The 20,673-nt window shown below is 61.4% G+C and carries 21 protein-coding genes and 2 pseudogenes; 6 read left to right on the top strand and 17 right to left on the bottom strand.

Going from position 1 to position 20,673, the window contains the following annotated elements:
* The 4 genes from NKJ55_RS13730 to NKJ55_RS13715 all read right to left on the bottom strand — a co-directional run bounded on the left by NKJ55_RS13730 (nucleotide 1) and on the right by NKJ55_RS13715 (nucleotide 5,229).
* Complete coding sequence (locus NKJ55_RS13730; protein WP_352450361.1) at nucleotides 1-1,755, bottom strand: YaiO family outer membrane beta-barrel protein; 1,755 nt, start codon at nucleotides 1,753-1,755, stop codon at nucleotides 1-3.
* Entirely contained in the window at nucleotides 1,755-2,147 is a 393-nt protein-coding gene (locus NKJ55_RS13725) for a response regulator transcription factor (RefSeq protein WP_352450360.1), read from the bottom strand. Before NKJ55_RS13725 ends, NKJ55_RS13730 begins: the two co-directional genes overlap by 1 nt.
* A gap of 251 nt (nucleotides 2,148-2,398) precedes the next feature.
* Complete coding sequence (locus tag NKJ55_RS13720) at nucleotides 2,399-2,785, bottom strand: response regulator (RefSeq protein WP_352450414.1); 387 nt, start codon at nucleotides 2,783-2,785, stop codon at nucleotides 2,399-2,401.
* A gap of 5 nt (nucleotides 2,786-2,790) precedes the next feature.
* Nucleotides 2,791-5,229: a hybrid sensor histidine kinase/response regulator gene (locus tag NKJ55_RS13715; protein WP_352450359.1), complete on the bottom strand. Its 2,439-nt coding sequence runs from the start codon at nucleotides 5,227-5,229 to the stop codon at nucleotides 2,791-2,793.
* 749 nt (nucleotides 5,230-5,978) lie between these two features.
* Between NKJ55_RS13715 and NKJ55_RS13710 the strand changes: the two genes are divergently transcribed.
* Nucleotides 5,979-6,395 (top strand): hypothetical protein, encoded by a 417-nt coding sequence (locus tag NKJ55_RS13710; RefSeq protein WP_352450358.1) that lies wholly within the window; start codon nucleotides 5,979-5,981, stop codon nucleotides 6,393-6,395.
* 69 nt (nucleotides 6,396-6,464) lie between these two features.
* Entirely contained in the window at nucleotides 6,465-6,911 is a 447-nt protein-coding gene (locus NKJ55_RS13705; RefSeq protein WP_352450357.1) for a hypothetical protein, read from the top strand.
* Between the two features lie 470 nt (nucleotides 6,912-7,381).
* Here NKJ55_RS13705 and NKJ55_RS13700 read toward each other — a convergent pair.
* From NKJ55_RS13700 to NKJ55_RS13675, 6 genes and pseudogenes are all read right to left on the bottom strand, one after another.
* Nucleotides 7,382-7,534: pseudogene (locus NKJ55_RS13700) on the bottom strand (transposase); the annotation flags it as partial.
* Nucleotides 7,483-7,746 (bottom strand): DUF1612 domain-containing protein, encoded by a 264-nt coding sequence (locus NKJ55_RS13695; RefSeq protein ID WP_352450356.1) that lies wholly within the window; start codon nucleotides 7,744-7,746, stop codon nucleotides 7,483-7,485. The pseudogene NKJ55_RS13700 and the gene NKJ55_RS13695, both read right to left, overlap by 52 nt.
* A 186-nt stretch (nucleotides 7,747-7,932) precedes the next feature.
* Nucleotides 7,933-8,121 carry a hypothetical protein gene (locus NKJ55_RS13690; protein ID WP_352450355.1) on the bottom strand — a complete coding sequence of 63 codons (189 nt, stop codon included), beginning with the start codon at nucleotides 8,119-8,121 and terminating at the stop codon, nucleotides 7,933-7,935.
* 681 nt (nucleotides 8,122-8,802) lie between these two features.
* The gene (locus NKJ55_RS13685; RefSeq protein WP_352450354.1) at nucleotides 8,803-9,636 is read right to left on the bottom strand and encodes a thermonuclease family protein; all 834 of its coding nucleotides are present in this window, start codon (nucleotides 9,634-9,636) and stop codon (nucleotides 8,803-8,805) included.
* A 1,558-nt stretch (nucleotides 9,637-11,194) separates the two neighbouring features.
* Complete coding sequence (locus NKJ55_RS13680) at nucleotides 11,195-11,437, bottom strand: DUF982 domain-containing protein (protein WP_352450353.1); 243 nt, start codon at nucleotides 11,435-11,437, stop codon at nucleotides 11,195-11,197.
* A gap of 356 nt (nucleotides 11,438-11,793) precedes the next feature.
* A complete protein-coding gene (locus tag NKJ55_RS13675) occupies nucleotides 11,794-12,021 on the bottom strand; it encodes a hypothetical protein (protein WP_352450352.1) in 228 nt (75 codons plus the stop codon).
* Between the two features lie 651 nt (nucleotides 12,022-12,672).
* Here NKJ55_RS13675 and NKJ55_RS13670 point away from each other — a divergent pair.
* The gene (locus NKJ55_RS13670; protein ID WP_352450351.1) at nucleotides 12,673-13,002 is read left to right on the top strand and encodes a hypothetical protein; all 330 of its coding nucleotides are present in this window, start codon (nucleotides 12,673-12,675) and stop codon (nucleotides 13,000-13,002) included.
* 55 nt (nucleotides 13,003-13,057) lie between these two features.
* Here the strand turns inward: NKJ55_RS13670 and NKJ55_RS13665 are convergent.
* A pseudogene (locus NKJ55_RS13665) lies at nucleotides 13,058-13,446 on the bottom strand (IS6 family transposase); the annotation flags it as partial.
* A gap of 233 nt (nucleotides 13,447-13,679) precedes the next feature.
* Between NKJ55_RS13665 and NKJ55_RS13660 the strand changes: the two are divergent.
* Both NKJ55_RS13660 and NKJ55_RS13655 read left to right on the top strand, forming a co-directional pair.
* Nucleotides 13,680-14,237 carry a DUF4142 domain-containing protein gene (locus NKJ55_RS13660; RefSeq protein WP_352450350.1) on the top strand — a complete coding sequence of 186 codons (558 nt, stop codon included), beginning with the start codon at nucleotides 13,680-13,682 and terminating at the stop codon, nucleotides 14,235-14,237.
* A complete protein-coding gene (locus tag NKJ55_RS13655) occupies nucleotides 14,230-14,739 on the top strand; it encodes a ferritin-like domain-containing protein (RefSeq protein WP_352450349.1) in 510 nt (169 codons plus the stop codon). The genes NKJ55_RS13660 and NKJ55_RS13655 overlap by 8 nt, the downstream gene beginning before the upstream one ends.
* Nucleotides 14,740-14,847: 108 nt before the next feature.
* Here the strand turns inward: NKJ55_RS13655 and NKJ55_RS13650 are convergent, their stop codons facing one another.
* From NKJ55_RS13650 to NKJ55_RS13630, 5 genes are all read right to left on the bottom strand, one after another.
* Nucleotides 14,848-15,594, bottom strand: coding sequence for a hypothetical protein (locus tag NKJ55_RS13650; RefSeq protein ID WP_352450348.1), 747 nt, complete (start codon nucleotides 15,592-15,594; stop codon nucleotides 14,848-14,850).
* Entirely contained in the window at nucleotides 15,594-16,493 is a 900-nt protein-coding gene (locus tag NKJ55_RS13645; RefSeq protein ID WP_352450347.1) for a hypothetical protein, read from the bottom strand. The genes NKJ55_RS13650 and NKJ55_RS13645 overlap by 1 nt, the downstream gene beginning before the upstream one ends.
* A complete protein-coding gene (locus NKJ55_RS13640; RefSeq protein WP_352450346.1) occupies nucleotides 16,490-16,885 on the bottom strand; it encodes a phage holin family protein in 396 nt (131 codons plus the stop codon). The genes NKJ55_RS13645 and NKJ55_RS13640 overlap by 4 nt, the downstream gene beginning before the upstream one ends.
* On the bottom strand, nucleotides 16,875-17,420 hold the full coding sequence (locus NKJ55_RS13635; protein WP_352450345.1) for a hypothetical protein: 546 nt from the start codon (nucleotides 17,418-17,420) through the stop codon (nucleotides 16,875-16,877). Before NKJ55_RS13635 ends, NKJ55_RS13640 begins: the two co-directional genes overlap by 11 nt.
* Nucleotides 17,421-17,727: 307 nt before the next feature.
* A complete protein-coding gene (locus tag NKJ55_RS13630; RefSeq protein WP_352450344.1) occupies nucleotides 17,728-17,931 on the bottom strand; it encodes a hypothetical protein in 204 nt (67 codons plus the stop codon).
* A gap of 950 nt (nucleotides 17,932-18,881) precedes the next feature.
* On the opposite strand from NKJ55_RS13630, the gene NKJ55_RS13625 reads away from it, so the two are divergent.
* Nucleotides 18,882-19,172, top strand: a complete 291-nt coding sequence (locus tag NKJ55_RS13625; RefSeq protein ID WP_352450343.1) for a hypothetical protein — start codon at nucleotides 18,882-18,884, stop codon at nucleotides 19,170-19,172.
* A gap of 112 nt (nucleotides 19,173-19,284) precedes the next feature.
* Here the strand turns inward: NKJ55_RS13625 and NKJ55_RS13620 are convergent, their stop codons facing one another.
* The gene (locus NKJ55_RS13620) at nucleotides 19,285-20,376 is read right to left on the bottom strand and encodes a YihY/virulence factor BrkB family protein (protein ID WP_352450342.1); all 1,092 of its coding nucleotides are present in this window, start codon (nucleotides 20,374-20,376) and stop codon (nucleotides 19,285-19,287) included.
* Nucleotides 20,377-20,673: the final 297 nt, after the last annotated feature.

The following is a 20,673-nucleotide window of genomic DNA, read 5'->3' as shown; positions in this document are numbered from 1 at the left end:
TCAGAACCGCGCGGTCAGTCCGAGCCCGAATATGCTTCGGTCGAATGTCGGGCGTTGCTCATGCGCGATGCTGGCGCGCAGCGTCAGCGGGTCGCTGACGTCCCAGGAAATGCCGCCGAAGACGGTGCGCGTCGGCACCAGCGTGCCGTTGGAGATTTCGGGGGCGTCCGCGTAGCCGCCGAACAAATTGAAGCGCTGTGTCACCGCAAGGTCGGCGCGAAGCACATAGCCGTTCGCGCGCGTGCCGACATCGTCCTGCACATGCACCCAGCGGGCGGAAAGCCCAAGGCGGCCGTCGAGGACATAACCTTGCACCCAGGGCGAGATGCTGGTGACATTTGTGTTGGCGAAATTGTCGTAGCGGGCGTCGATGTTCAGAGACAACGGGCCGAACGCCTTTGCCGGCGCCACGAGCTGCCACGAAGCGCCGGCGCCGATCGAATAGCGCGCCAGGAAGTCGGCTTCCGGCGTCGACGCCGCCAAAGCATAGGCGGAGAATGCCGGCGAGAAGGCCTGATCGATGCGGCCCTCGACCTGGACGTCGGTGTGGCCAAAGCGGGTGGCCAGCCGCGCACGGCCGGAAATCGTCGTGCGCGGCGACAGCCGATAGGCAAGGCCGGCCGAACTGTCGGTCCAGTCGCCGAGACCATCGGTGAGATCGCTCACCTCGCCGCCGAGGTCGAGTCGCCATTTGCGCGGCGGCGGCACGGCCAGCCTTTGCTCGACATCGGCAGAACCTGGCTCGATGGCGAGCGCTTGGCGATAGGCTTCCCGCGCGGCGTCGTCGTCACCCTCGGCGCGGCGCACATCGCCGAGCCCGACCAGCGCGTCGGCGTTGCGCGGATCGGCCGCAAGCACGCGCTGAAACGACTGCCTGGCGCGCCTGTAGTCGACCTCGAGCAGAGCAATTCTCGCATCCAGGTCGAGCCCCTCGACATTGTCCGGCGCCGAGGCAAGCACGCCGTCGACCAGCGCCCGGGCGCGCGGCGCATCGCCCTGCCAGATCGCCAGGCGCACCTTGCCAAGCCGCGCGTCGAGAAGGCCGGGCTTGATTGCAAGCGCGCGGTCGAAGAAATGCCCCGCCTCGTCGAAGCGCCGGCTGGAGCCGACGACAAGGCCAAGGGCGACCAGGATGTCGGTGTTCTTCGGCGCCTGCCTCAGCGCCCGGCGATAGACCGTCTCCGCTTCGGGCAGCTTTCCCGCCGCCCGCAGGCGCCTGCCCTGCTCCATCAGGCCGGCGAAGGGATCGGGCCGCCGGCTGGCCGGTTCCTTTGCCCGCGCCGGAACCGCGGGAGCCCGTTTCGCCTCACTGCCGGCAGCCTGCTTCGCCTTGCGGATGTTCTCGACAAGCGCTGCGGCGTCGGCATTGCCGGGATCGGCCTGCGCGACCTTCTCGGCGAGCGGCAGCGCGGCATCCGGATTGCCGGAGCGGAACTCGACCTCGGCCATGCCGAAGCTGGCGTCCCGATAGGTCGCGGCAAGGGACAGCGCCCTGGAAAAGGCCTGCCGGGCGGCCGGCAGATTGTCGCGGCCGAGCTCGGCGAAGCCGAGTTGCACCAGGGCGTCGGCATTGTCGGGCTTGAGCGCCAGCGCGCGCCGGAAAAGGTCCGCCGCCTCGTCGAAATGCTGCGCTTGCCTGGCCTTGACGCCGGACGCGTAGAGCTCGTCGACCGTCTGCGCCAGCGCGGCGCCGGGAGGCGCGGCGATCGCCAGGATCAGGCATACGGCCAGAGCTGCGCGCCGACTGCGCCTCATCAGCGTTTCCCGCTCTTGCGCGAGATCAGACGCGCGAGCCGGGCCAGAAGCTCCTCGGGGATGAATGGCTTCACCAGGTAGTCGTCGGCTCCTTTCTCAAGGGCCGAGACAATGTCCCTTTCAGCCTTGCGGGCGGTCAGCATGATCACTGGAGTTTCCGACAGAGCCGGATCGGCTTTGAGGCGGGCCAGTACCTCCAGGCCGTCGGCCTTGGGCATCATCGCGTCGAGCACAATGATGTCGGGGCGGTCCTGCTCCGCCTTCGCCAGCGCTTCGGCCCCGTCCACCGCCTTGATGACCTCGTATCCTTTCGCCCTCAACCTGAATTCCATCAGCTCGAGCAACAAGGGATCATCATCGCAGATCAGAACTCTTGCTTTCGCTCCATCCACCAGTCCTGCTCCGGTTCCGTCGCCCCCCGGAGTGATCAACCCATGAACCGACATCCGCCAAAGTGGTCCATGCCAGAATTCCGCGCAGCTTTCCCCGCGCCCGCCAACGCCGCGCGATCATAGATAAAGCTGATTCGCGACGGTTGCATTTCGATACAATCACTAGATGAATATCGGCCCATGGTATAGGAGCCGCAAACGGCAAACCGCGCTTGCCGACAGCTTCTTGCCGCCGCCTTCCCCTGGCGCGTCTAGGCCGGGCCATCGCGCTGCGGGAGCAGCTTCCTCACTTCACCTGCAAGCGCCAGCGGATCGAAGGGTTTGGCGATAACCCCTACGGCTCCCATGGCGAGATAGCGCTCCACCTCATGCGTCTGGGTGCGCGCCGTGATGAACACCACGGGGATTGAGGCCGTCAGCGGCGAATCGGCCAGGCGCCTCAGCGTTTCAGGCCCATCCATATCCGGCATCATCACATCGAGCAGGATGAGGTCGGGCTGCCAATCGGCGGCATCGGTTAGCGCCTCGATGCCCGAAGAGCAGGATCGCACCTCGAATTCCGGATCGAGCTCGAGCGACATCTGGGCGATTTCGCGGATATCGTTCTCGTCATCCACATACAGGATCCTTGCCGGCATCATCGTCACTCCTTGCCAGGGGTCGGCGCGCTGCCGTCGCGAGAAGCGATCAGCATGCTTCTGACCAGCTTCGCGACATCGATTTCGGAGGCCCTGGTCTTGGTCATGATCGCCTGCACCCGGTCGCCGAGTTTCTGGTCGAGTTCCGCCGCCGAAAACACGATGACCGCGGTCTCGAGCGGCAGATCGACGAGGAGGTCGAGGCCAGATCCGTCGGGAAGTGCGATGTCCAAGATGACCAGGTCGAAGCGATGGCGAGCGACCGCCTGCCGGGCTTGCTGCAGCGTCTTTGCGGATGTGATCGAGACGCTCGAACCCAGCCCCTCCGACATCACCGCAAGCACGCCCTCATCGTCTTCGACATGCAGAATCTGCGGCTTCGGCTCGATCCTGCGGCCGACGATCTTGGCGAGAGCGGCGTGAAGCCGTTTCGAATCCACCGGCTTCTCCAGCCAGTCGACGATGCCGACGGCGCTGCCGTTCAGCGAGCGCCTGGCCTCGTCGGCGACAGCGGAGATGACGATGACCGCAATGTCGGAATTGGCCGGTGATGCCCTGATCTCGTAGAAGAGCTTGATGCCGGATTCCTCCGCTAGCTTGATGTCGAGCGTCAGCGCCACGTAGTCGCGGGAGCTCAGGAGCGCCTTGGCGGTGTCGATATCGGGCGCGACGTCGCTGGAAAAGCCTTCAGCATCGAGAAGTGCTGCGATCACCGCAGCGACGTCGGGCTCGTCCTCGCAGATGAGGACACGCAGGCGGCCATCGCGCTTGCGCGCCCGGCGCTCGACCAAAACCGGCTTCTCGGCCTGCCTGTGCGCTTCGGGAAGCTCGACGTGAAACGCTGTTCCCTTGCCTTCCTCGGTTTCGAAGGAAACGGCGCCGCCCAGCTTTTCGGCGATAGCCTTGACGATGCTCAAGCCCAGGCCGGTGCCGCCTATCTTACGCGTGCTGGAGGCGTCCGCCTGCTCGAACTTGCCGAATAGGCGGCTGCGGAACGCCTCGGGGATGCCGGCGCCCTGGTCCACCACGGAGATGCGCAGCATGTCGCGGTCATGACGCTGGAGTTTCACCGTGACGGTGCCATCGGTGTGCGAGAACTTGATCGCATTCGACAGCAGGTTCGCCATCACCTGATGCAGGCGATCCGGATCGATGTTGGCCTCGGCGCGCGGGGCATCGTCGACCAGAACGATCCTGATCCGACTGTCGGCCATGTAGTTGGAACTGGCGGCAATGGCCTGCTCCAGGACCTGACGGACAGGCATCTGCTTGATCTTGAAGGTGATCACGCCTGATTCGATCTTCTCCATATCCAGGATGTCGTTGATGAGAAGAACCAGCCTTTCGCTATTGGTGTGGGCGATGTTGACGAGATTGGCGGCCTTGGGCGGCAGTTCGCCCGCCACGCCGGCCGCGATCAGACCAAGCGAGCCGCGGATGGAGGTCAATGGGGTCCGCAATTCGTGGCTGACCGTGGAAATGAAATCGTTCTTGAGCTGGGCGGTGCGCTTCTGCTCGGTGATGTCGCGGTTGTAGGTGATGACGCCGGCGATCTTGCCGGCCTCGTCGCGGAAAGGCGTTTTCAGCGTGTAAAGCCAGCCCTGCCTGCCGTCCGGTAGGAGAGCGGGCTGGTCGATGCGCAATGTCTGCCCGGCCTCCAGCGCGCCCGTTTCATCCTGCCTGAAGCGCTCGGCCACGTCCTTGGGGTAGAAATCGAAATCCGTCTTGCCGATAAGGTCCTCGACCGAGGCGGCGCGCACCAGTTCGGCGGTGGCTGGATTGGCCGCGATGAAGCGGCCGTCGACATCCTTCATGTTGAGGCTATCCGGCAGCTCGCGGACCATGGCCCGGTAGATCATGTTGGACATGGCGAGATCACGCCGCCGCTGCTGGCGATCGAGCAGAACGCCGATGATGAAGGTGCTGAGGAAACGGAACACCAGCGACGGGAGCGTGCTCTGCTGCACAAAGCCGGCGACGACTTGCGGGGGGATGATCAGAAGGGTGATCAGCCCGGCAAGCGCGACCGACACGCCCAGGCCAAGTATGTCGAACATGGTGCGCGACCGGGCCGCCACGATGTGGTGCCATGCCAGACCGACGACGGCGGTGATCAGGATGCTCACGATGCCGACGCTGGCACCCTGCCCGCCAAGATAGAGGCGATAGGCAATGGAGCCGGCGGTGGCGATGAACAACGCCGGCCACCCGCCGAAGAACGCGGCGGCTCCGACAAAAGCGGCCCGCAGATCGACGACGAAGCCGGAGACGGACAGAGCCGTCGCCATGGAAATGATCGCGCCCGCGCACATGACCAAGCCGAGAAGCAGCGACTGTACCCGCTGCGGGAGACGCCCCGTGAAATCCGCCACAAGGTCCCAAGCGACGACCAGGATGGAGACGAGGGCAAGATTGGCGAGGAGTGAGTGCCAGATCTCGGTCATGACTTTCCGGCTCCTTTTACCGATAGATATCGGCAAAACCTATCCAAGCTCTAAAAAGGGTGCGCGCTAGCCGACGGTATCGGACCGATAGCAGCCCGACGGGACGATTTGGCAGGCGTCTTAGTTGCTGTACGCTCCTCGGGCATCTCTTTGGCTCAGGCTCCAGCTTCGGTATTGACTATTGGTTGTTCTCCGGCGTCTGCTTCCGAGCGGAGGCAAAAGACGCCCCTATGGCCGTCGTTAGGCGCAAAGCGGCCCTCCGCGACGCCAGTCCTGCATACGCGCTACGCTCATACCCACCCCGTGTCTCCGCAGTCTTCGTGACGGGAGCAGCTATTGGCGCGCCCGACCGAATCGTAATCGCATCAGGATGAAAGGACCCATGGTAGCCGATGCCCGCTCGTGCGCAGCGCCCGCTTGTCGGACAGGACGCCGCCCTCGAACTGGGATTTGGAACGACGGGAAGACCAAAGACGTTCGTGCATATTGCATCCGCTAGCCACAGGTCTAACGCTTTTTGTTCCCAGGAGTTGGAGGCGTACCATGTTTGGCAACTCGGGCATCATTCCTCTGCCTCGCCCGCTTGAGCGTCGTGTGGATACTCTTGGGCACTCGTTCATGCGCCAGCGGCTCGGATCTCAGATGGACTTCTTGATCCCGCAAGGCGAGCCGGCGCTGTTACCGCCCAACTCGGTGTCCTGGCGTATTTTCCGAATCCTATTGCGCTGTTCATCGGCGGGGTTACTGCGGTGCTGCTCGAATTGGCAGAGCCGCGCGTTCGCGACGCCATTTGGCAGCACAGCACATTCCGCTCCCACGCGCTCCGGCGGCATTCCGGGCTATCAACCCGAAAACGGCGTTCGATCTCGGGCGCGCTGACAAATGGTTGCAGGGTCGCGCGCAGCCGCGCGAGCTCAGCGTCTATGATGACTGGTCGAAGCTTCTTGGCCTGGAGCAGCCCGGCGCCTGGATTGCCGAGAGCGACCTCCCAGCCTTTACGGCGGCAATCTGCGCCCGCCACGGCATCGGCATGGCCGAACTGGAGCGCCGCGCCGGTGGACCACCGAAGACCTCCGCGCATGAGAACCGAAGCGTTGGCGCCGCCCTGGCCGGAGCCTACGCGTGTTATTCGCAGGCTCTGTCGCCCTATCATCACGGCCAGCTGATCAGGGGCAGTCTGTCGATAAAAAGCCGGGCCGGAGGGGCACGGCCTGACCGCCTCCTATCGAGAGATATTGCCAACCGGCCAACTGCTGATCAGCGGGCAGGTCTCGCTGGCAAAACGCGGCCTCTATGTGCATCTGAAGGAGACCGACGGCGACGCCCACTTCTTCTTCTGCCTGTTCCCGCAGTCGCAGCCGGGAAGCGTGCTCGGCGGCTATATGTGTGGCGGTGCCATCATCGGCCCGGAGCCAAAGCCTTCGCTGACCAGAATACTGATCGTGCGCTTGCACGATCCGGCGCCCGAGGCATGGGGCGGATATCTCTCGTCTGACAGATCGATCGCCGAGGACCTGGCAGCGCTCGGCCTCATCATCGAGCGGCCGGAAGCGGTCGACCGGCAGCTCGCGCAATTCCTCATCGGAGACAGGCGCGACGGCGGCCCCAGCCAGATCCCGCCTGCCGAGTTCCACGCCATCCTCGAGACCTTCGACCGGCAGTGGCTGCGCCAGCCGGCTTAAAAAACTTTTCCCATCCTGCCAAGCCGGTGAGGAGTGAAGCGGTCATTGCCCTGAGATCATGCCGACGCCGGCTCACCCATCAGGCGGGCATACCGCCTCGGGCTGGTCATATGAGCTGTTTGCCAAGGTGATGAGACCAGTTCGGTCGCGGACCATGACCACGCCACGATTTGACCTGATCAGGCCGCGGTGCGGCCCTTGGTCAACTTTATGCTGTGGTGCGGCTTTACGGCAATCTGTTTCAGCCGTCATTGAAGCATCGCTGCCACTCTCCTCAAATGGGGCCAAGGCCGGCCCTGATCTCGGCGACCGACTGGAGCTGCCGCCCGTCCTCGAAATTGGCGGGATCCATCAGCGCAGTGCCTGATCTTGCGGGGCATGGGTCAGAACGCGCCACAATTCTTCCAAGACCCGCGAGATCGCCACGATCCTATGACGAACCAGACCTACCCTTGGGGCTGGGACTACCAGCGCACCGGCAGCAGGAAGGCCGGACGTGACGATATCCACCGGCTTCCGTCCGGCGAGATGCCACCGCCCGGCACGATCATGTGCACGTGCGGATGGTGTGTTATCGCCGAGCCCCAGGTATGGAGCACTGCGGTGATGCCGATGCGCCCCCCCGTCGCCGCTCGCGCGGAATGTTTTTGGCGCCGAGATGCAGGCAGGCGAGATGGTTGGCGGCAAGGCCCTCCCGCCGCAGCAGCGCGGCCTCCAGCAGCGGCCCGAGCCAGGCGGCATGCTGCAGCACCTCGATTTCGGACCAGGCCTCGAGGAGGATCGCGCCGCGCAGGACGACCGGCAGGTCTCGCGTTCGGCGATGACGGCCTGCCATTCGGCCAGCCGTTCTTCTTCATTCCAGTCGAGATCGTAGATCAGGTCCGGCCGGTCGTCCGAACGCTGTGCCCTCGCCGGCACGTCGGCGCCACTCAGGAGCTTTGACGAGCGCGCCAGGACAGCATCGATCTCGGCAAACTCTTCAGCCAGAAAGTGGTCCTCAGCATCATCCCGACCATCGGCTTCAACCGAGCCGGTTGCAGGCCCCTGAATTGGCTAGCCCAAAATGCGAATCCAGAATTGCATTGGCCTCAATCGCCAGCCGCTTTAGCCGCGGGGCATAAAGTTGTGTCGGCAATTCATTGATAGTGATCTTTCCGAAAATCTTGCCAATATCAGTCGTGATGCCAGCCAACTCGTTTTCTGCGGACATCCATTCCCCCGATAGAAGGTTTCGTGCTTTAGTCGATACTCGCCTAAACGTGTCCTTTCTGCAACTCAGATACTACATTTAGCGCTCGCCCTGAATTTTGACGCACTCCGTTCCTATATAGCGTGACAGAAGACCTTCGCCGCGTTGGCGATGATGAAGACCGGCCTTGCCGGAACCGCGCAGCGAGCGCCCTTCCCGAAGACGCCATATGACCACATCTCGTACGGTCATTGTTGAAGACGGCAGCGTCAAAGTTCGCCGCATCAGTTACAACGAGTTCTGGAAAATCAGGCCGGACTTGAGGCCAGCGAATGATAACGTCAGGTCGGCTCGCCGTGTTCTGCATCGCTCGTTGTCGATGGGTGGCGATCATAATCGACGGGCGGTGACAACATAACTTCGGCCTCAGCTCTGCCGAATTCCCTGCCGATTTGGAATGCCGCCGAAAGCTGTCTCATGAACGGAGGGCGGCACGTATTTTGGAGGCATCGTTGGGTCTTCCCGCTTTCATTTAGTCGACAATAGCTGGTCCGCTTGGAACGGCAGTCCGTCACCGTTTAAAAGCCACCCGTCGAGGCGGCCTTTTCATTAGGAACCCCTCCACATGACCAAACCCACCCCAACGCGCCGCGGCGCCAACACCGACGTGCGTGCGACCGTGAAGCGGCAGCACCTGCAGGTTCAACACAGGCTTTCGCAGGCGATGCCGTCTTTGTCGCGGTCTAGCTTGCGGCCCCAAGAGCAGTTGGCTAGGTACCAACTTGCTTCATCGCACGAGCTGATTTGGGAACAGGTGCGCCGCGGCTCGCATGAATAGCCGCTTTGTGCGACCTGATGGCGGTTGATGAAGCCAAGCGGCTGGTTAGAAAGCGGTCGGTTGTCGGCGTGCGCTAGACGCCACTCCCAAGGCGCCTGAAAAGTTCCGGCCCACAGACCGAGCTTTGCCGCCTCTGCCTTCGCCTGCTGCCCCGCATAGGCGCCGTGGCTGTAGAGGGGCCAGTCCAGTGCCAAGCCCTGCTCGACAAGCCAGCGCTGAACGCTACGACCGTCCGCCCGATCGCAGTTCCCGACAAGACGCCCGTACCGATCACGATCGACAAAACTGCAATGCAGCGGTCGCGAAGCTGCCAGGAACTTGTCCAAGGCTTGGGCAGCGCGGCGCCCGCATGGGTAGTCAAAGCCCTTGGCGTCGTCGCAGTGCTGACGTCTCTCGGGCGCGTCGATGCCATTGAAACGAATCCTTTGGCCTGCAATCTCTACTGTGTCGCCATCGATCACGGAGGCGCGGCCTTCCATGTGGCCAGGCAATGGTTCTGTCCAGTTTGTTATCGTGCTCTGTTGGCCGGCGATGCTCTGGATCGCGAATTGGGTAACTGCGGCGGCAAGCGTGCCGGCGCCGAGGAAGATCAGCCCCAAGAGGGGTCGCGGCAGCCGCCGTGACGGCATTCTTCTGCCGGCGCGCCTTCGCCAGCGGTCAGCCTGATTGGCGCCTTGATAACGGTGGCTTTTGCCCACGCCGCTCTCCCGGAAGAGAGAATGCCGCCATTCCGGGCGAGAGTCCAGAAGCTGCACTAGTCGGTCGGCAACTGGTCGACGCGGTGGGCACCGGCTCAGCCTTTCAACCGTCTCAACTATGGCCTTCGCAAGCGGGCATCAAGGTCCGCGTGAAGCACCTCCGGGACGAGGAAGACCTTCGGCACGCCTCGCTGCAGGATTTTTGGGATGAAGACTAGAACGCCGTTTGTGTCTCCAAGACGCGACAACGCAAAGTTCACCGGCCCGGCCAAGCGCCGACTATTTGACAAGCGCGCAAATGGCGTAGGCTGTCAGCGTCCAAGCTGTTGGGGACGTAGCGGCTACATGCGCTTGTGCTACCCACCCTGGAGCTGGGGAAGTAACCGGCAAGCTCCTAGAAATTAGAGCATTTGAATTTGACGCGCTGGCACCGCCACCTATGACGACTTTTGGCTTGGGACACCAAGCCTGTGCGGATTTGTCTGGGCTTGTATCACTCGCGCTTGAATACTGCGTGATTTCCCAACCGCCGACGCCGTCCTTCCCCGCCGGACCCTCAGCCCCCATTGCACCTTTAGGTCCCTGCTTGCCGGGAAGACCTTTTGGACCGACAGGCCCTTGGGGCCCTGGGGGGCCTGCCGTTGTGCAACCTGCAAGAAGGGCGACGCATGCTAGAGTGATAATAATTCTCATGACCACCTCCCCGGTTTCCCGGTGAGTTGACGACAAAAAACATTCGCCAAATCAACCGAATGTACCACCACGCGATTGTCGTGGATAGGAACGCGATCGGCGGCTGACGGAACGTCGCATATGCGCCGTGACGACGGGCGGCCAGCAATCGTAGCGTAGAGTGTTGACGCGCCTTCCTTGCCCTAGGGCGGTCGGGTCGTTTCGGCGCTCTGATCATCCGCTCCTTAGAGAAATGCTTCGCCATCAGCACGGTCTTCAAAGCAGTACCAATGCGATGGTTTCCTAGGTTTGGCGAAACCCCATCCTGCATTTTTGCCGCAGCCGGGATGCTCGCGCCTATGGTGCTGAATGCCGGGGCGCGTGACAGGCTCCATTGCACCGGCAAGGCGGATCAGCTCGTCGCTCGTCGGGATGCTTTCAAAGCAGCGAGCGTTGTGCAGGCGCCTGCAGCGGAACTTTGATCTGTGTGGCCGGCTTCTCGACATCACGAAGCGTCGTCGGCCGACGACCGCTGCAGCAGTTTCGCTTCCGACCAGGAGTTCCTCGGCGGCTCCCTCGACGTGGCTGACCCCATTACGAATGCCCGGACGTTTCGTCTTCACGTAGACCGGGGGGAGCGAACCAGAGGAGACCCATAAGAGGGAACTTAGAGCGGGAAGAGCCCGCTGACCAACCCCGCTTTAGCCGCAGCTAAGGAACGATGTAGGCCCTCGCGGGTTTAGAGCTTGCAGCGGTATCTTCGTGGATGTGCAGCCGCTGTGGGGGGGTCCGTCGCCTCTCCCTCACCGGCGGCGGGCTCCTTTCGCGAGGGCGGTGTTGGTCAGAGGCACCTAGAACCTTGTACCGCATCCAAGTTAGCTACTTGTCATTGGGGGAGTAATGTCCCCTCCTCTTTTGCAGCAGCCAGGAATGCCTTGCGGGCCTCCTCAGGTTCCATCTCGTCGAAAATCACGGCCATGCAAACGCGCACCGCGAGGTCCCAGCAAGGGCCACGCTTGGTCCACTTCATCAGCTCCTCGCCGGCTGTCTCGGCGTTGTTGACGTTGTGGATGATCCCGGGACGCTCGGTCTTGACCGGGACCGGAGGGTTGAACCAGTGGAGAGCCATACGTCACTCTTTGTCGGCCCGATCAAGTTCCTCCAGCAAATACTTTTGCTCAGCCGGCAGCTTCCGTTCTACAGGCAGATTTAGCAGCTTGCGAAGGTAATTGTGGATTACCTCTGCCTATTGAAAATGCCGCAGGACGGCGCGCCTCCGTTGCGGTGCCACAGTGACTGAAGTTGGCTGACAGCTACTCGCGACTGTCGAAAGCCACGCAGAGGCCCATGGCAGTTGCTGCCTCGACGATCGCCTCGGTTAGTTCTTCGTCGGAGGCCACCAAATAAGGCGCAGTCTCCCGAGCTTCGCGTAGTGCCGCTTTGATCGAGACCGTGTCGCCACGGTCCGCCCTGTTGAGGAGGCGGTTATTCGCGAAGATCGAACCCGACGAACAGGCCAAAGGCTGGGGCAACATTGACGATAAGCTCCACCAGCTCGCAGTCAGTTTCCGCCACATGTGGCCCGTCTCGGCGAACCGCTGCAATAGTCTCTTTGACGGAGATGATTTGGCCGCGACGGGCTTGTAGGATCAGCTCGTGAACAAGGTGTTTGGCAGTCACCTTGTCGGGTCGGCAGTTCGTCCAAATGTTCATACAAGGCCTCCTACCTCAGGGAGAACCCAAGGGAACATTCATGATCCTCTGTCGAGAAAAATCAAGAAGAATGTTTGATAACTTCTGAGTGGGAATCAGGGGGACAAGCCACGAAGCGAGCCTCTATACTCTTTGGACCTGACGCTCAGCCAGCCGGCTAGGGACCTTCTTCCGTCGGGCCCTGTTTGGCCCGATCAATAGCCGCAAGTAATGACTGTAGGGTTGGCGGCAGTTCTGGTTCGACCCCCAAATTTAAGAACGTTTGTACGTGATGACGATAGCCTTCGGAACGGATCAGTTTCCGAAACGCTTCGGCGACAGACTGATGGTCTGCTTTGTTGCTCGTTGTCATGTTCGGGAAGTCCCTCCCAATGAGCCGCAACTCGCCCGCAACGAATGGGTTCCATCAGGAGGTCGGAATATTTGGAAGAAACTTCTGAGCGGGAGATCGGATAACTGGCTCGCGCGAAGACCCCCGTGACCCCTTCGTTTGCCGCAGCATTAATCCTCGCTCTTTGAACTGAAGATTCGTGTCGATCTAGCGTCGGTGTTGCAGATCGTGAACGTTGGAATGCTTCTGTCCAATGTTTGCTCACGCTGTGATGCCAACAGGGCAGGCTCTTGCGGCAGGGTGCCGCAAGGTCGCGACGAATGAAACGCCTGCCCAGTTCAACCCGCGCGACGTCCTTCAAAGCTGGGGGGATCGATCTTCACCAAGCGGTCTGCGGCCTCGACCGCAGTTCGTATCCTGCTGCACAGCGCGAGATTTTCGGCCAGCATTTCTTCAGTGCGTTGAAGCGCGAGCTCGGTCCGGTGAATGCGCTGCCTGGCATTGGCAACTTCCGATGTCAAAATATCGGCCGCTATCCCGTGGCCGTGGGGTTCCATAGTGTCCATCAGTTTCTAATACATGGGGGGCGATATCGTTCCCTGATGTCGGGCGAAACGGCGGGCCGCAGAAAAGCGCGATGGGCCGAATGACCAATGCGCGCCCTGTCAAAACAGCGCCGGAACAGGCGAACGGCTTCATCTGTCAAACGGCGATGCGATCCGGCCGGCCATGCCGCGCAAGCGCCTTGCGCAAGAAGCGTTTGGCCGCCACAGGTCGCGGTGTTCGCTGAAGAAGTACTCGACCGTGTCGCCGACCCTGTCGATGGCACGGTAAAGATACATCCAGCGACCGCGAACCTTGATGTAGGTCTCATCGACATGCCACTTGCCGGTGACGGTCCGCTTGCGCCGGTTGAAGCGCTCCAGCAGTTGCGGCGAGAAGCGGACGACCCAGCGATGCACTGTGGAATGATCGACACTCAAGCCGCGTTCGGCCATCATCTCTTCCAGATCGCGCAGGCTGAGAGTGTAGGCAAGGTACCAGCGTACGCACAGCAGGATCACCGACTGGTCGAAATGACGGCCCTTGAACATGACAAGCTCCTCGGCAATTGAAGAGCCTTCATGCCTCATGCGGTCTTGACGGAGAGTTTGCGACGGAACCGATAATCATGCCAGGCCATTGGCACTTAAATGAGAATCAACGCCAGCAACTTGCCGGCATCGCATTTGCCGAAGGTGCGTGTGAAATTCAAAGGAAGCACGGCCTTCACGATAATGCGATGGCATTTAATTTGAGAATCCGAACTTCCAGGTTCTCAAATTAAGTGCCAATCCTGACCGAAACGACTGCATTCTTACGGTTAACTGCCAAGCGACACGAGGTCCAGTTCGGCGAACTCGCCGGAAAATCCAAAAATGCCGCCGTGAAGGAGTTCGCCCGCAACATGGTCCACGACCACACGGCTACCAACGACAGGCTGAAGTCGCTCGCCGAGGCCAGCAAGATCCCGCTCCCGGCAGGGCTCGACAGCGATCACAAGCAAAAGCACGCCAGGCTCGAAAAGCTCACCGGTGCCGATTTCGATCTCGCCTACATCAGCGGCCAGATTTCGACCATCAAAGACAGTGCAGCTTCTCGAATGGGAGATCGGTTCCGGCCAGGATGCCGACATCCAGCACTTTGCCTCGGACGTCTTGCCGACGGGGCTGGAGCATCTGCGGATGACGCGCGACATCAGGGCGAAGCTGGTGAACCCATCGCTCGCCGACGCCGCTTTATGCCCGACTACGAAATAATGTTCGTGAGATCCATCCTGCGGCCGGAACAATCCTCGTCGCTCGTGGTTTGGATGCCACCAAACAAGGAGACCTCTGATGTCTGAATCGCGCGAATGGATGATCCAGTGGCTGAGAGATGCCCACGCGATGGAAGAGCAGGCGGAGACGATGCTGTCTGGACAGTTGAGCCGCATCGAGAGCTATCCGGAGCTGAGCGAGCGCATCCGCCTTCATCTCGAAGAAACAAGGCAACAGGCTTCCCGGCTGAAGACCTGCCTCGACCGTATCGATGAAGGATCGTCCACCGTGAAGGACGCGGGTGGCAAGCTCATGGCGCTCGCCCAATCCATCAGCGGCGTGTTCGCCGGCGATGAGGTGATGAAGGGCTCCCTCGCCAGCTACACTTTCGAGCACATGGAAATCGCCTCCTACACAATCCTCATCGCGGCGGCCAACGCCGAGGGCGAGACCGAAATCGTGCAGGCCTGCGAGCAGAACCTCCGCGAAGAGGAGGCAATGGCGGAGTGGCTGAAGAGCCGTCTTGGCCAGACAACCCAGACGTTCCTGACGCGGGCCGCCGCCGACAGCGACAGCGCCAAGCGGTGATGGCCGGGTTGGTTAGCGCGAGAAAGGCGACCCGCTCCTGACAGCCGGGACACTGGGTCGTCCAGGCTGCTCTTCCGTAGTTCTGGAGTTCCGGCGCTGAATTGTCGCCTAGTCGACCGCCGCGTGCTCCTCAAGCCGTCGCTGATACGCAATACCTACCGCAGCCGCGATGGCTAAACCCGCGGCACCAAGAAGGAGTTTGTCTCGCGTCTCCTGATCGCTCAGTGCGCCCTGGACAGCAGATGACGCTTGACCGGCGGCAGCGGCTGCCCCCTCGGCGGCCTCGCTGCCGGCCTGCCGCAATTCGTCGAGCAGATTCGGCGTCTTAGCGCCCAAATTCCGCACCTTCTCTTTGACGGCGCCAGCCGCTTCCTCCGCATGTTCCTTCACTGTTTCGGCCGTCTTGGCGCTCATTTCGCCGACCTTCTCTGCCAGATCGACGGATTGCTCCTTCAAGCGCTCTCTGGCGAAAGCGAGATGATCGACCTGCCCGTCCAAGCCCGGCTGAATTGAAGGCGTACGCAACAGGCTGAATAGTCCTGCTCCGATCAACGCGGTCGCGATTGGCGGACGGTGAAGGAACCGCCACGCGAGACCAGCCCCAATTACCAATGCGGCGCCAGGATTCGCGGCAGCCTTTGCCTTGAGATCCTCGATGATCTCCAGCGCCGTCGACTGCGCGGTCGATCTGGCTTTCGCGACCAGCGCATCCTTGGCCTCGAGCGCCTCTTGCTTCAGTTCGTCGGTAAACTCGGATACCGTATTTGGCGAGCGCAGCGTCGACAAATCTTCCGCGAGCCTTGCGCGGGCTGCCTCAACGTCGTGTTCGAGTTGGCGGAGATTTGCCTCGCCCATCACGAACCTCGCTTTCCGCTGGACTGGCCGGATCTGCCGGACCGGGAAGCACCCGGCCGTTGTGACTGATCCGAATTGGCCGATTTATCTATCGACCGGCCCATGCTACCCGGGGCCGATTGGCCGCGCGATACGCCTGAGGTCGCCGACGGCGACTCAGCCGACCCGGCTTGCTGTTCGCCCGACAAGGTGCTGCCGAACTCGCCAGCCACGTCGCTCACGACATCCTTGAGGCCATCAGCATTAAGGCCGCGCTCCTCGGCAGCGGTCCTGAGCCTTTCGCGCGCCTTCACCCTCGACTCCTTCAACCGTTCGCCGACTTTCTCGGCGCTGTTCGTCAACTGCTCTCCAGCTGGGCCGAGTGTCCGCTTTTCAAAATCCGTGGGGCGGAAGGCTGCAGCGACAGCTGCCCCTGTGGCGAGGCCGAGCAGCGCCAGCGTCAGTGGCTGCTCTTCGACTACGCGGTTCACCGTCTCTTGGAAAGTTGATTGGGCTCGTCGCGCGACCCGCTCCGATGTCTCAGTGACGTTGCGTCGCGCCTCGTCGACGTATTCCGACGCGGACGAAGCGTAAGCGCTGGCCGTGGCCGCGACCTTGCCGCCGAGGTCCGAGGCATGCTCCCGTGCATTGTCTGCCGTCTCCGAAGCGTCCTCCTCAATGCTTTTCCACCGGCGCCTCTGGCCGGCGGTGTTCGAAGACCTTGGGTGAACGCTTCGCTGGCCCTTGCTTCCGCGGGTTTCATCAGCGTGATCAAAGCCGCCGCTGGCCCATGCCCCCCCGCGGCGCATCAACAGCGCGCAGCCGGCTGCAACGAGAAGAAGACCTTCCGGGTTGTTTTTGGCGGCGCCGATGAGCCATTCCGCCGTTCCGATGTTGGTCGTATGCGCTTCGCGGCTCATGTTAGATGCTCCTTGGTTATCGATATATCCTGTTTGATCTGATGGATTGATCGCGTGGGCGTCATCTCCTTTTGCGCATCCATGCGGCCCTTGTAGTAGGCGAGCGCTCCAGCTGCGGCCACGACGCCGGCAACGATCAGGCAGGACCAGTGCATTACGATCCCAAAGCTAGCTATCCAGAAGACGACGGCTTGCACTGTCAGCAATCCAGCGATCAGCCCAAGCACCCCGGCAGCGGACATCCAGATGCCGGCCCGAAGCTTGGCAAAAACGTTTTCAGACAGCTCCGCCCGGGCCAGCCGCAGCTCCTTTTGCACGAGGTCGGCAAGATCCGCCGCGGCGTCGGATAGTGCTCGTGGGAGCGTGGAATTCTTGAGCTGATCATGTGCCATTAAATTCGCTCGCTGCTTGCCGGTTGCGCCCGCGCACGGGCTCATTGGAGCGCGACGACGCCGGCGACGCGCTCTTCAGCGTCCGAAATGTCAAGAACCCCGCAAGGGCAGCAAGCCCGAAAACCAATCCGGGCTGGCGCCTAGTCAAATCGGAGGCGGCGCGGACCAGCTGATCGACCGACTGGTCCCGCAGATCGTCTGCGTAACCATCGATCCTGTTCGCAAACGTACGAACCACACCGGCGACTAAGGGCGCGCTTTCGTCGAGGTCCTCGGCTGCGCGTTTCGTCGAACTCGCGAGCTGGCCCATCACCTCGGCACTGCTGCCGACCTGACGGTCTAGCATTTCCTTCACCTGGTTGGTAACTGTTGACGCACTATCCGAGGCCGCCTGCTTGGCCGTATCAACTGCTTGTTGAGCCATGTCGGAGGCTTTCGAGACCGCGTCGCTCACGGTTGCCCCAATGTCCTTGTTTGCAATGTCCTCAACAGGTGTTTTGGTCGCGGATTCTCGTTCCTTGTTTTGGCTGTTCATGGTTTCCTCCATTGACAGGCAAAACTGCGGCAAAACCCTTTAGTTCCGTGGAGCTGCTCAAAGAAGCTACCCTTGCGCGCGGATACGTCTCAGCACAGACCAAAGTGCTTCCACGAAATTGGCTTCCCGGCTGTTTCATAGGAGTCAACTATCACCGGTCTCGCTTCGCGATAATTGAGCTATCGGCAGCGATCCTTGTGGCAGCCCGGACCAAGGGGCGGTATTTCGCCGTCCAGTCATGCCCCCAGCGGTAGGGTCTCAGTTTGAATTTCGGCTGTGGGTGGAAGCGGACTGCTGAGACCGGGACCTAGCGGCTTGCCCCGCCACCAAAAGCCATTCGAAACCCAAGGGCAACGATGAAGAAGCCTGCGATCCGCTGCTGCCAAAGCTTCATGCGGGGCCGCGTCGTGATCCACGAACCGATGCTGCCCGAAGCCATGGCATAAGTTCCTAATACTAACGCGCCCGTCATTTTCTGGGTTTCGTCTAACAGGAGCTGTTGCAGGCTCACGGGCCCTCCATGCGGATCAACAAATTGAGGAGGAGGCGATCATGAAGGTGTTGGGCCAAGGGTTCACTAGGTTTGCGATCATTCCTTCCCGGGCTGCCGCAAGTCGACTGACTTGACGTGGGTCCTGCTGGGCTGCGGGCTTCCCGAACGTGAAGATCAGCCGTAGTCCTAGCCGAACGAGATAGGCTGCTCCCATCCATTGGAGCGTCGCGAAGCAAACGGGGACGCTCGTACGAGCTAGGAACGCCGACCGCGATAAGGGGAAGTTGCATCACGCCCGCGCCGGCTGTCGTCCCAGCCCAACTCGGCGCCCTGTCCAATCCACGCGCCATCACCAGCATGTTATCAGACCTCGATGGCATCTGCAGTATGATGACCGTTCGAACGAATGTTATCCAGATCGCGGGATCGATGAGCTTTCTCCTTTCGTAGTTGGACCCCTTGACCGAACTATAGCGTCCGCGTCGCTGGTCAACGACCGACATCGACACTGGCGAACGTCCGCACGTGGCGGTAAGTCGGGTCGTCAAGCCGAAATTCAAACTGAGACACCACGCCCCGGCGGGTTAAGAAGCGGAGGCCGTCGGCGTCTTTTATGATCTGCGTGCGGTAGCCGTCGAACTTGGCCGCGTGAATTCAATCTTTATCCTCGGGAGGATGGTCAACCCAGGGTCGGCATCTGAACCCCACGCCACAGGTGCGAACTAAATCGCGACCGCCCGACTTAGGTTGCGGAACATTTTAGCAAAATTGAATGTTTAGTGGAAGTGACAGCTATCGGAGCTTGGCCCGCCGATTGTCAACAGACGGCACGGAACAGCCGCCGAGCATGAGGCCTGCCATTTCTATATCTGCCCACGGTGCGGACAGGCTGTGGCATGCGCGACCTGCGCCAGGTGGTCTGGCACCAAAAGATCGAGCACGAGCCGCTTGAGATGGAGGCTTAGGCCATGCCCGCGAGTATGAAAGTCGACGATGAAGTTTCGCTCTCCATCACAATCCTGAAGGTTTTGGACAACGGCATGTCGAGCGTGAGCATACCCTCTTACAGCTTCCCCTTTTCAATCGACACACCGACCAGAGCAAAGGCCGGCCAGAAGGTCGACATCACAGGATTTGTGAGGCGGATCGATGACGCGAAGGGCAGGTTGACGGTTCGGATCGAAGGCGGAGGGCTCGTCAGTGCCGATATCGAAGCACTATCACGTGGGCCGACAGCGACAGTCCGCAAGTCTCGGTGACATCCAAACCGACCCCATCACGCCTGTGCGCTCCCCGTTTTGCTGCAACCAGTCGCCGGCTCGCGCCTCGACAGCCGCTTCGTCCGCAGCCGGCGGTTTGGCGTTCGAAGCGCTATTCACGAGTGATCGGGGCCGGAAGTTCTGTTTGTGTAAACCCTCGTTCTCCGCGACTTGATGCGCTTTCGGCGCCGCTCCGTTCGGCCGAGCGGCCCAGCGTGTCGGCCATCGCGGCACCTCGCGCGCCGATCGGCTGCGGCGCGCCGGTTGTGGTGTCCTTGGCCGTCTGGTGTTCCATCTCGGAGTTGAGCTCGGCTCCGACGATCAGGATCATGACTGAGATCCAGGTCCACATCATGAAGCCGATGACGGCGCCGAGCGTCCCATACGTCGCGTTATAGTTGGCGAAATTCTCGAGATAGAAGGAAAACCCGATCGAGGCGGCAAGCCACACGACCGTCGCGAGGCCGGCGCCCCAAGTCAGCCACCGCCACGTCGCTTTCTCGCGGCTGGGACCGTAGCGGTAGATAAGCGTGATACCTGCCGCCACCGCGACCAGCATCACGGGCCAGCGCAGGATTTTTATCAGTGTCTCCGTCCAGCTGCCCAGATTGAGGAGCGCGAGCGCCGCAGGGACAAGCCCGACCGAGACCAGGAACGCGATGCCGATGAAGATGGCGCCGAGCGTGAAGGCCAAGGCCAGCAGATTCAACCGGACGAGGCTGCGCTTTTCGGTCTCCTCATAGGCGATGTTCATGGCTTCGAAGATGATCTTGATGCCGTTGTTGGCGCTCCAGAGCGCGACGGCGAGGCCCAAGATGAAGCCGAAGGTCAAAGCGCCGGTATTCTGTTGGGCAAGGGATCCAAGCTGTGACCGGATAAGATCGAGCCCGCCCGACGGTAGAACGCCGCTGAGGAAAGCGATGTGCTCGGCGATTGTTTTGGGATCGGCGACGAAGCCGTAAATCGAAACGAAGGCGGCAAGTGCAGGAAACAGCGCCAGAAGCAGGTAGAACGTGGTTCCTGCTGCGATCAGTGGGACTCGGTCATCGCTTACTTCAGCTATCACCCGCCAAAGGATGTCTTTCCAGCCTTTGGTCGGAATCTGCGTGGGCCGCACCGCATCTCGCCCGCGGCCCGGCTGCTGCGCCCGCCGCCCGCTATGCACCTGTTTTGCGTGGAAATTGTTGGGCTTCTCGTTTGCCATGGCTCCGGTCCGCCTGTCTATTCGTCATGTAACGTGCAGGTCGGCCAAAGGATGCAAGCTGCAACTGCCGAGACCCCGCGCGCGGCTCTACTTCGCGGTCGGTCATGAACGCCTCTCGATGGCCGTTTGGGTATACCTCATGGCATCTGGCTCAGAATTAGGGCAAGCGGATAGCCCCATAGGATTAGGGCAAGCGGATAGCCCCATAGGCTGGGTCAGAAATACGCCGCAGCAACCGTTTGGTTGTGGTGGTAGCGAAACTGCCCATTGTCGGACGGTGCAAAAATCAGACGCAAA

It is taken from the genome of Mesorhizobium sp. M0106, assembly GCF_040322715.1.
Lineage (GTDB): Bacteria > Pseudomonadota > Alphaproteobacteria > Rhizobiales > Rhizobiaceae > Mesorhizobium.
The sequence above is the reverse complement of the archived record's forward strand: the minus strand, read 5'-3'. Positions and strand labels throughout refer to the sequence as shown.

Excerpts from the sequence above, each read along its gene's own strand:
- NKJ55_RS13730 (WP_352450361.1), bottom strand. The coding sequence starts at position 1,755 with ATGAGGCGCAGTCGGCGCGCAGCTCTGGCCGTATGCCTGATCCTGGCG.
- NKJ55_RS13680 (WP_352450353.1), bottom strand. The coding sequence starts at position 11,437 with ATGGCTCTCCACTGGTTCAACCCTCCGGTCCCGGTCAAGACCGAGCGT.
- NKJ55_RS13690 (WP_352450355.1), bottom strand. The coding sequence starts at position 8,121 with ATGTCCGCAGAAAACGAGTTGGCTGGCATCACGACTGATATTGGCAAG.
- NKJ55_RS13650 (WP_352450348.1), bottom strand. The coding sequence starts at position 15,594 with ATGGGCGAGGCAAATCTCCGCCAACTCGAACACGACGTTGAGGCAGCC.
- NKJ55_RS13670 (WP_352450351.1), top strand. The coding sequence starts at position 12,673 with ATGAAACGCCTGCCCAGTTCAACCCGCGCGACGTCCTTCAAAGCTGGG.
- NKJ55_RS13720 (WP_352450414.1), bottom strand. The coding sequence starts at position 2,785 with ATGCCGGCAAGGATCCTGTATGTGGATGACGAGAACGATATCCGCGAA.
- NKJ55_RS13625 (WP_352450343.1), top strand. The coding sequence starts at position 18,882 with ATGCCCGCGAGTATGAAAGTCGACGATGAAGTTTCGCTCTCCATCACA.
- NKJ55_RS13655 (WP_352450349.1), top strand. The coding sequence starts at position 14,230 with ATGTCTGAATCGCGCGAATGGATGATCCAGTGGCTGAGAGATGCCCAC.
- NKJ55_RS13640 (WP_352450346.1), bottom strand. The coding sequence starts at position 16,885 with ATGGCACATGATCAGCTCAAGAATTCCACGCTCCCACGAGCACTATCC.
- NKJ55_RS13620 (WP_352450342.1), bottom strand. The coding sequence starts at position 20,376 with ATGGCAAACGAGAAGCCCAACAATTTCCACGCAAAACAGGTGCATAGC.
- NKJ55_RS13675 (WP_352450352.1), bottom strand. The coding sequence starts at position 12,021 with ATGAACATTTGGACGAACTGCCGACCCGACAAGGTGACTGCCAAACAC.
- NKJ55_RS13695 (WP_352450356.1), bottom strand. The coding sequence starts at position 7,746 with ATGGCAGGCCGTCATCGCCGAACGCGAGACCTGCCGGTCGTCCTGCGC.
- NKJ55_RS13635 (WP_352450345.1), bottom strand. The coding sequence starts at position 17,420 with ATGAACAGCCAAAACAAGGAACGAGAATCCGCGACCAAAACACCTGTT.
- NKJ55_RS13645 (WP_352450347.1), bottom strand. The coding sequence starts at position 16,493 with ATGAGCCGCGAAGCGCATACGACCAACATCGGAACGGCGGAATGGCTC.
- NKJ55_RS13715 (WP_352450359.1), bottom strand. The coding sequence starts at position 5,229 with ATGACCGAGATCTGGCACTCACTCCTCGCCAATCTTGCCCTCGTCTCC.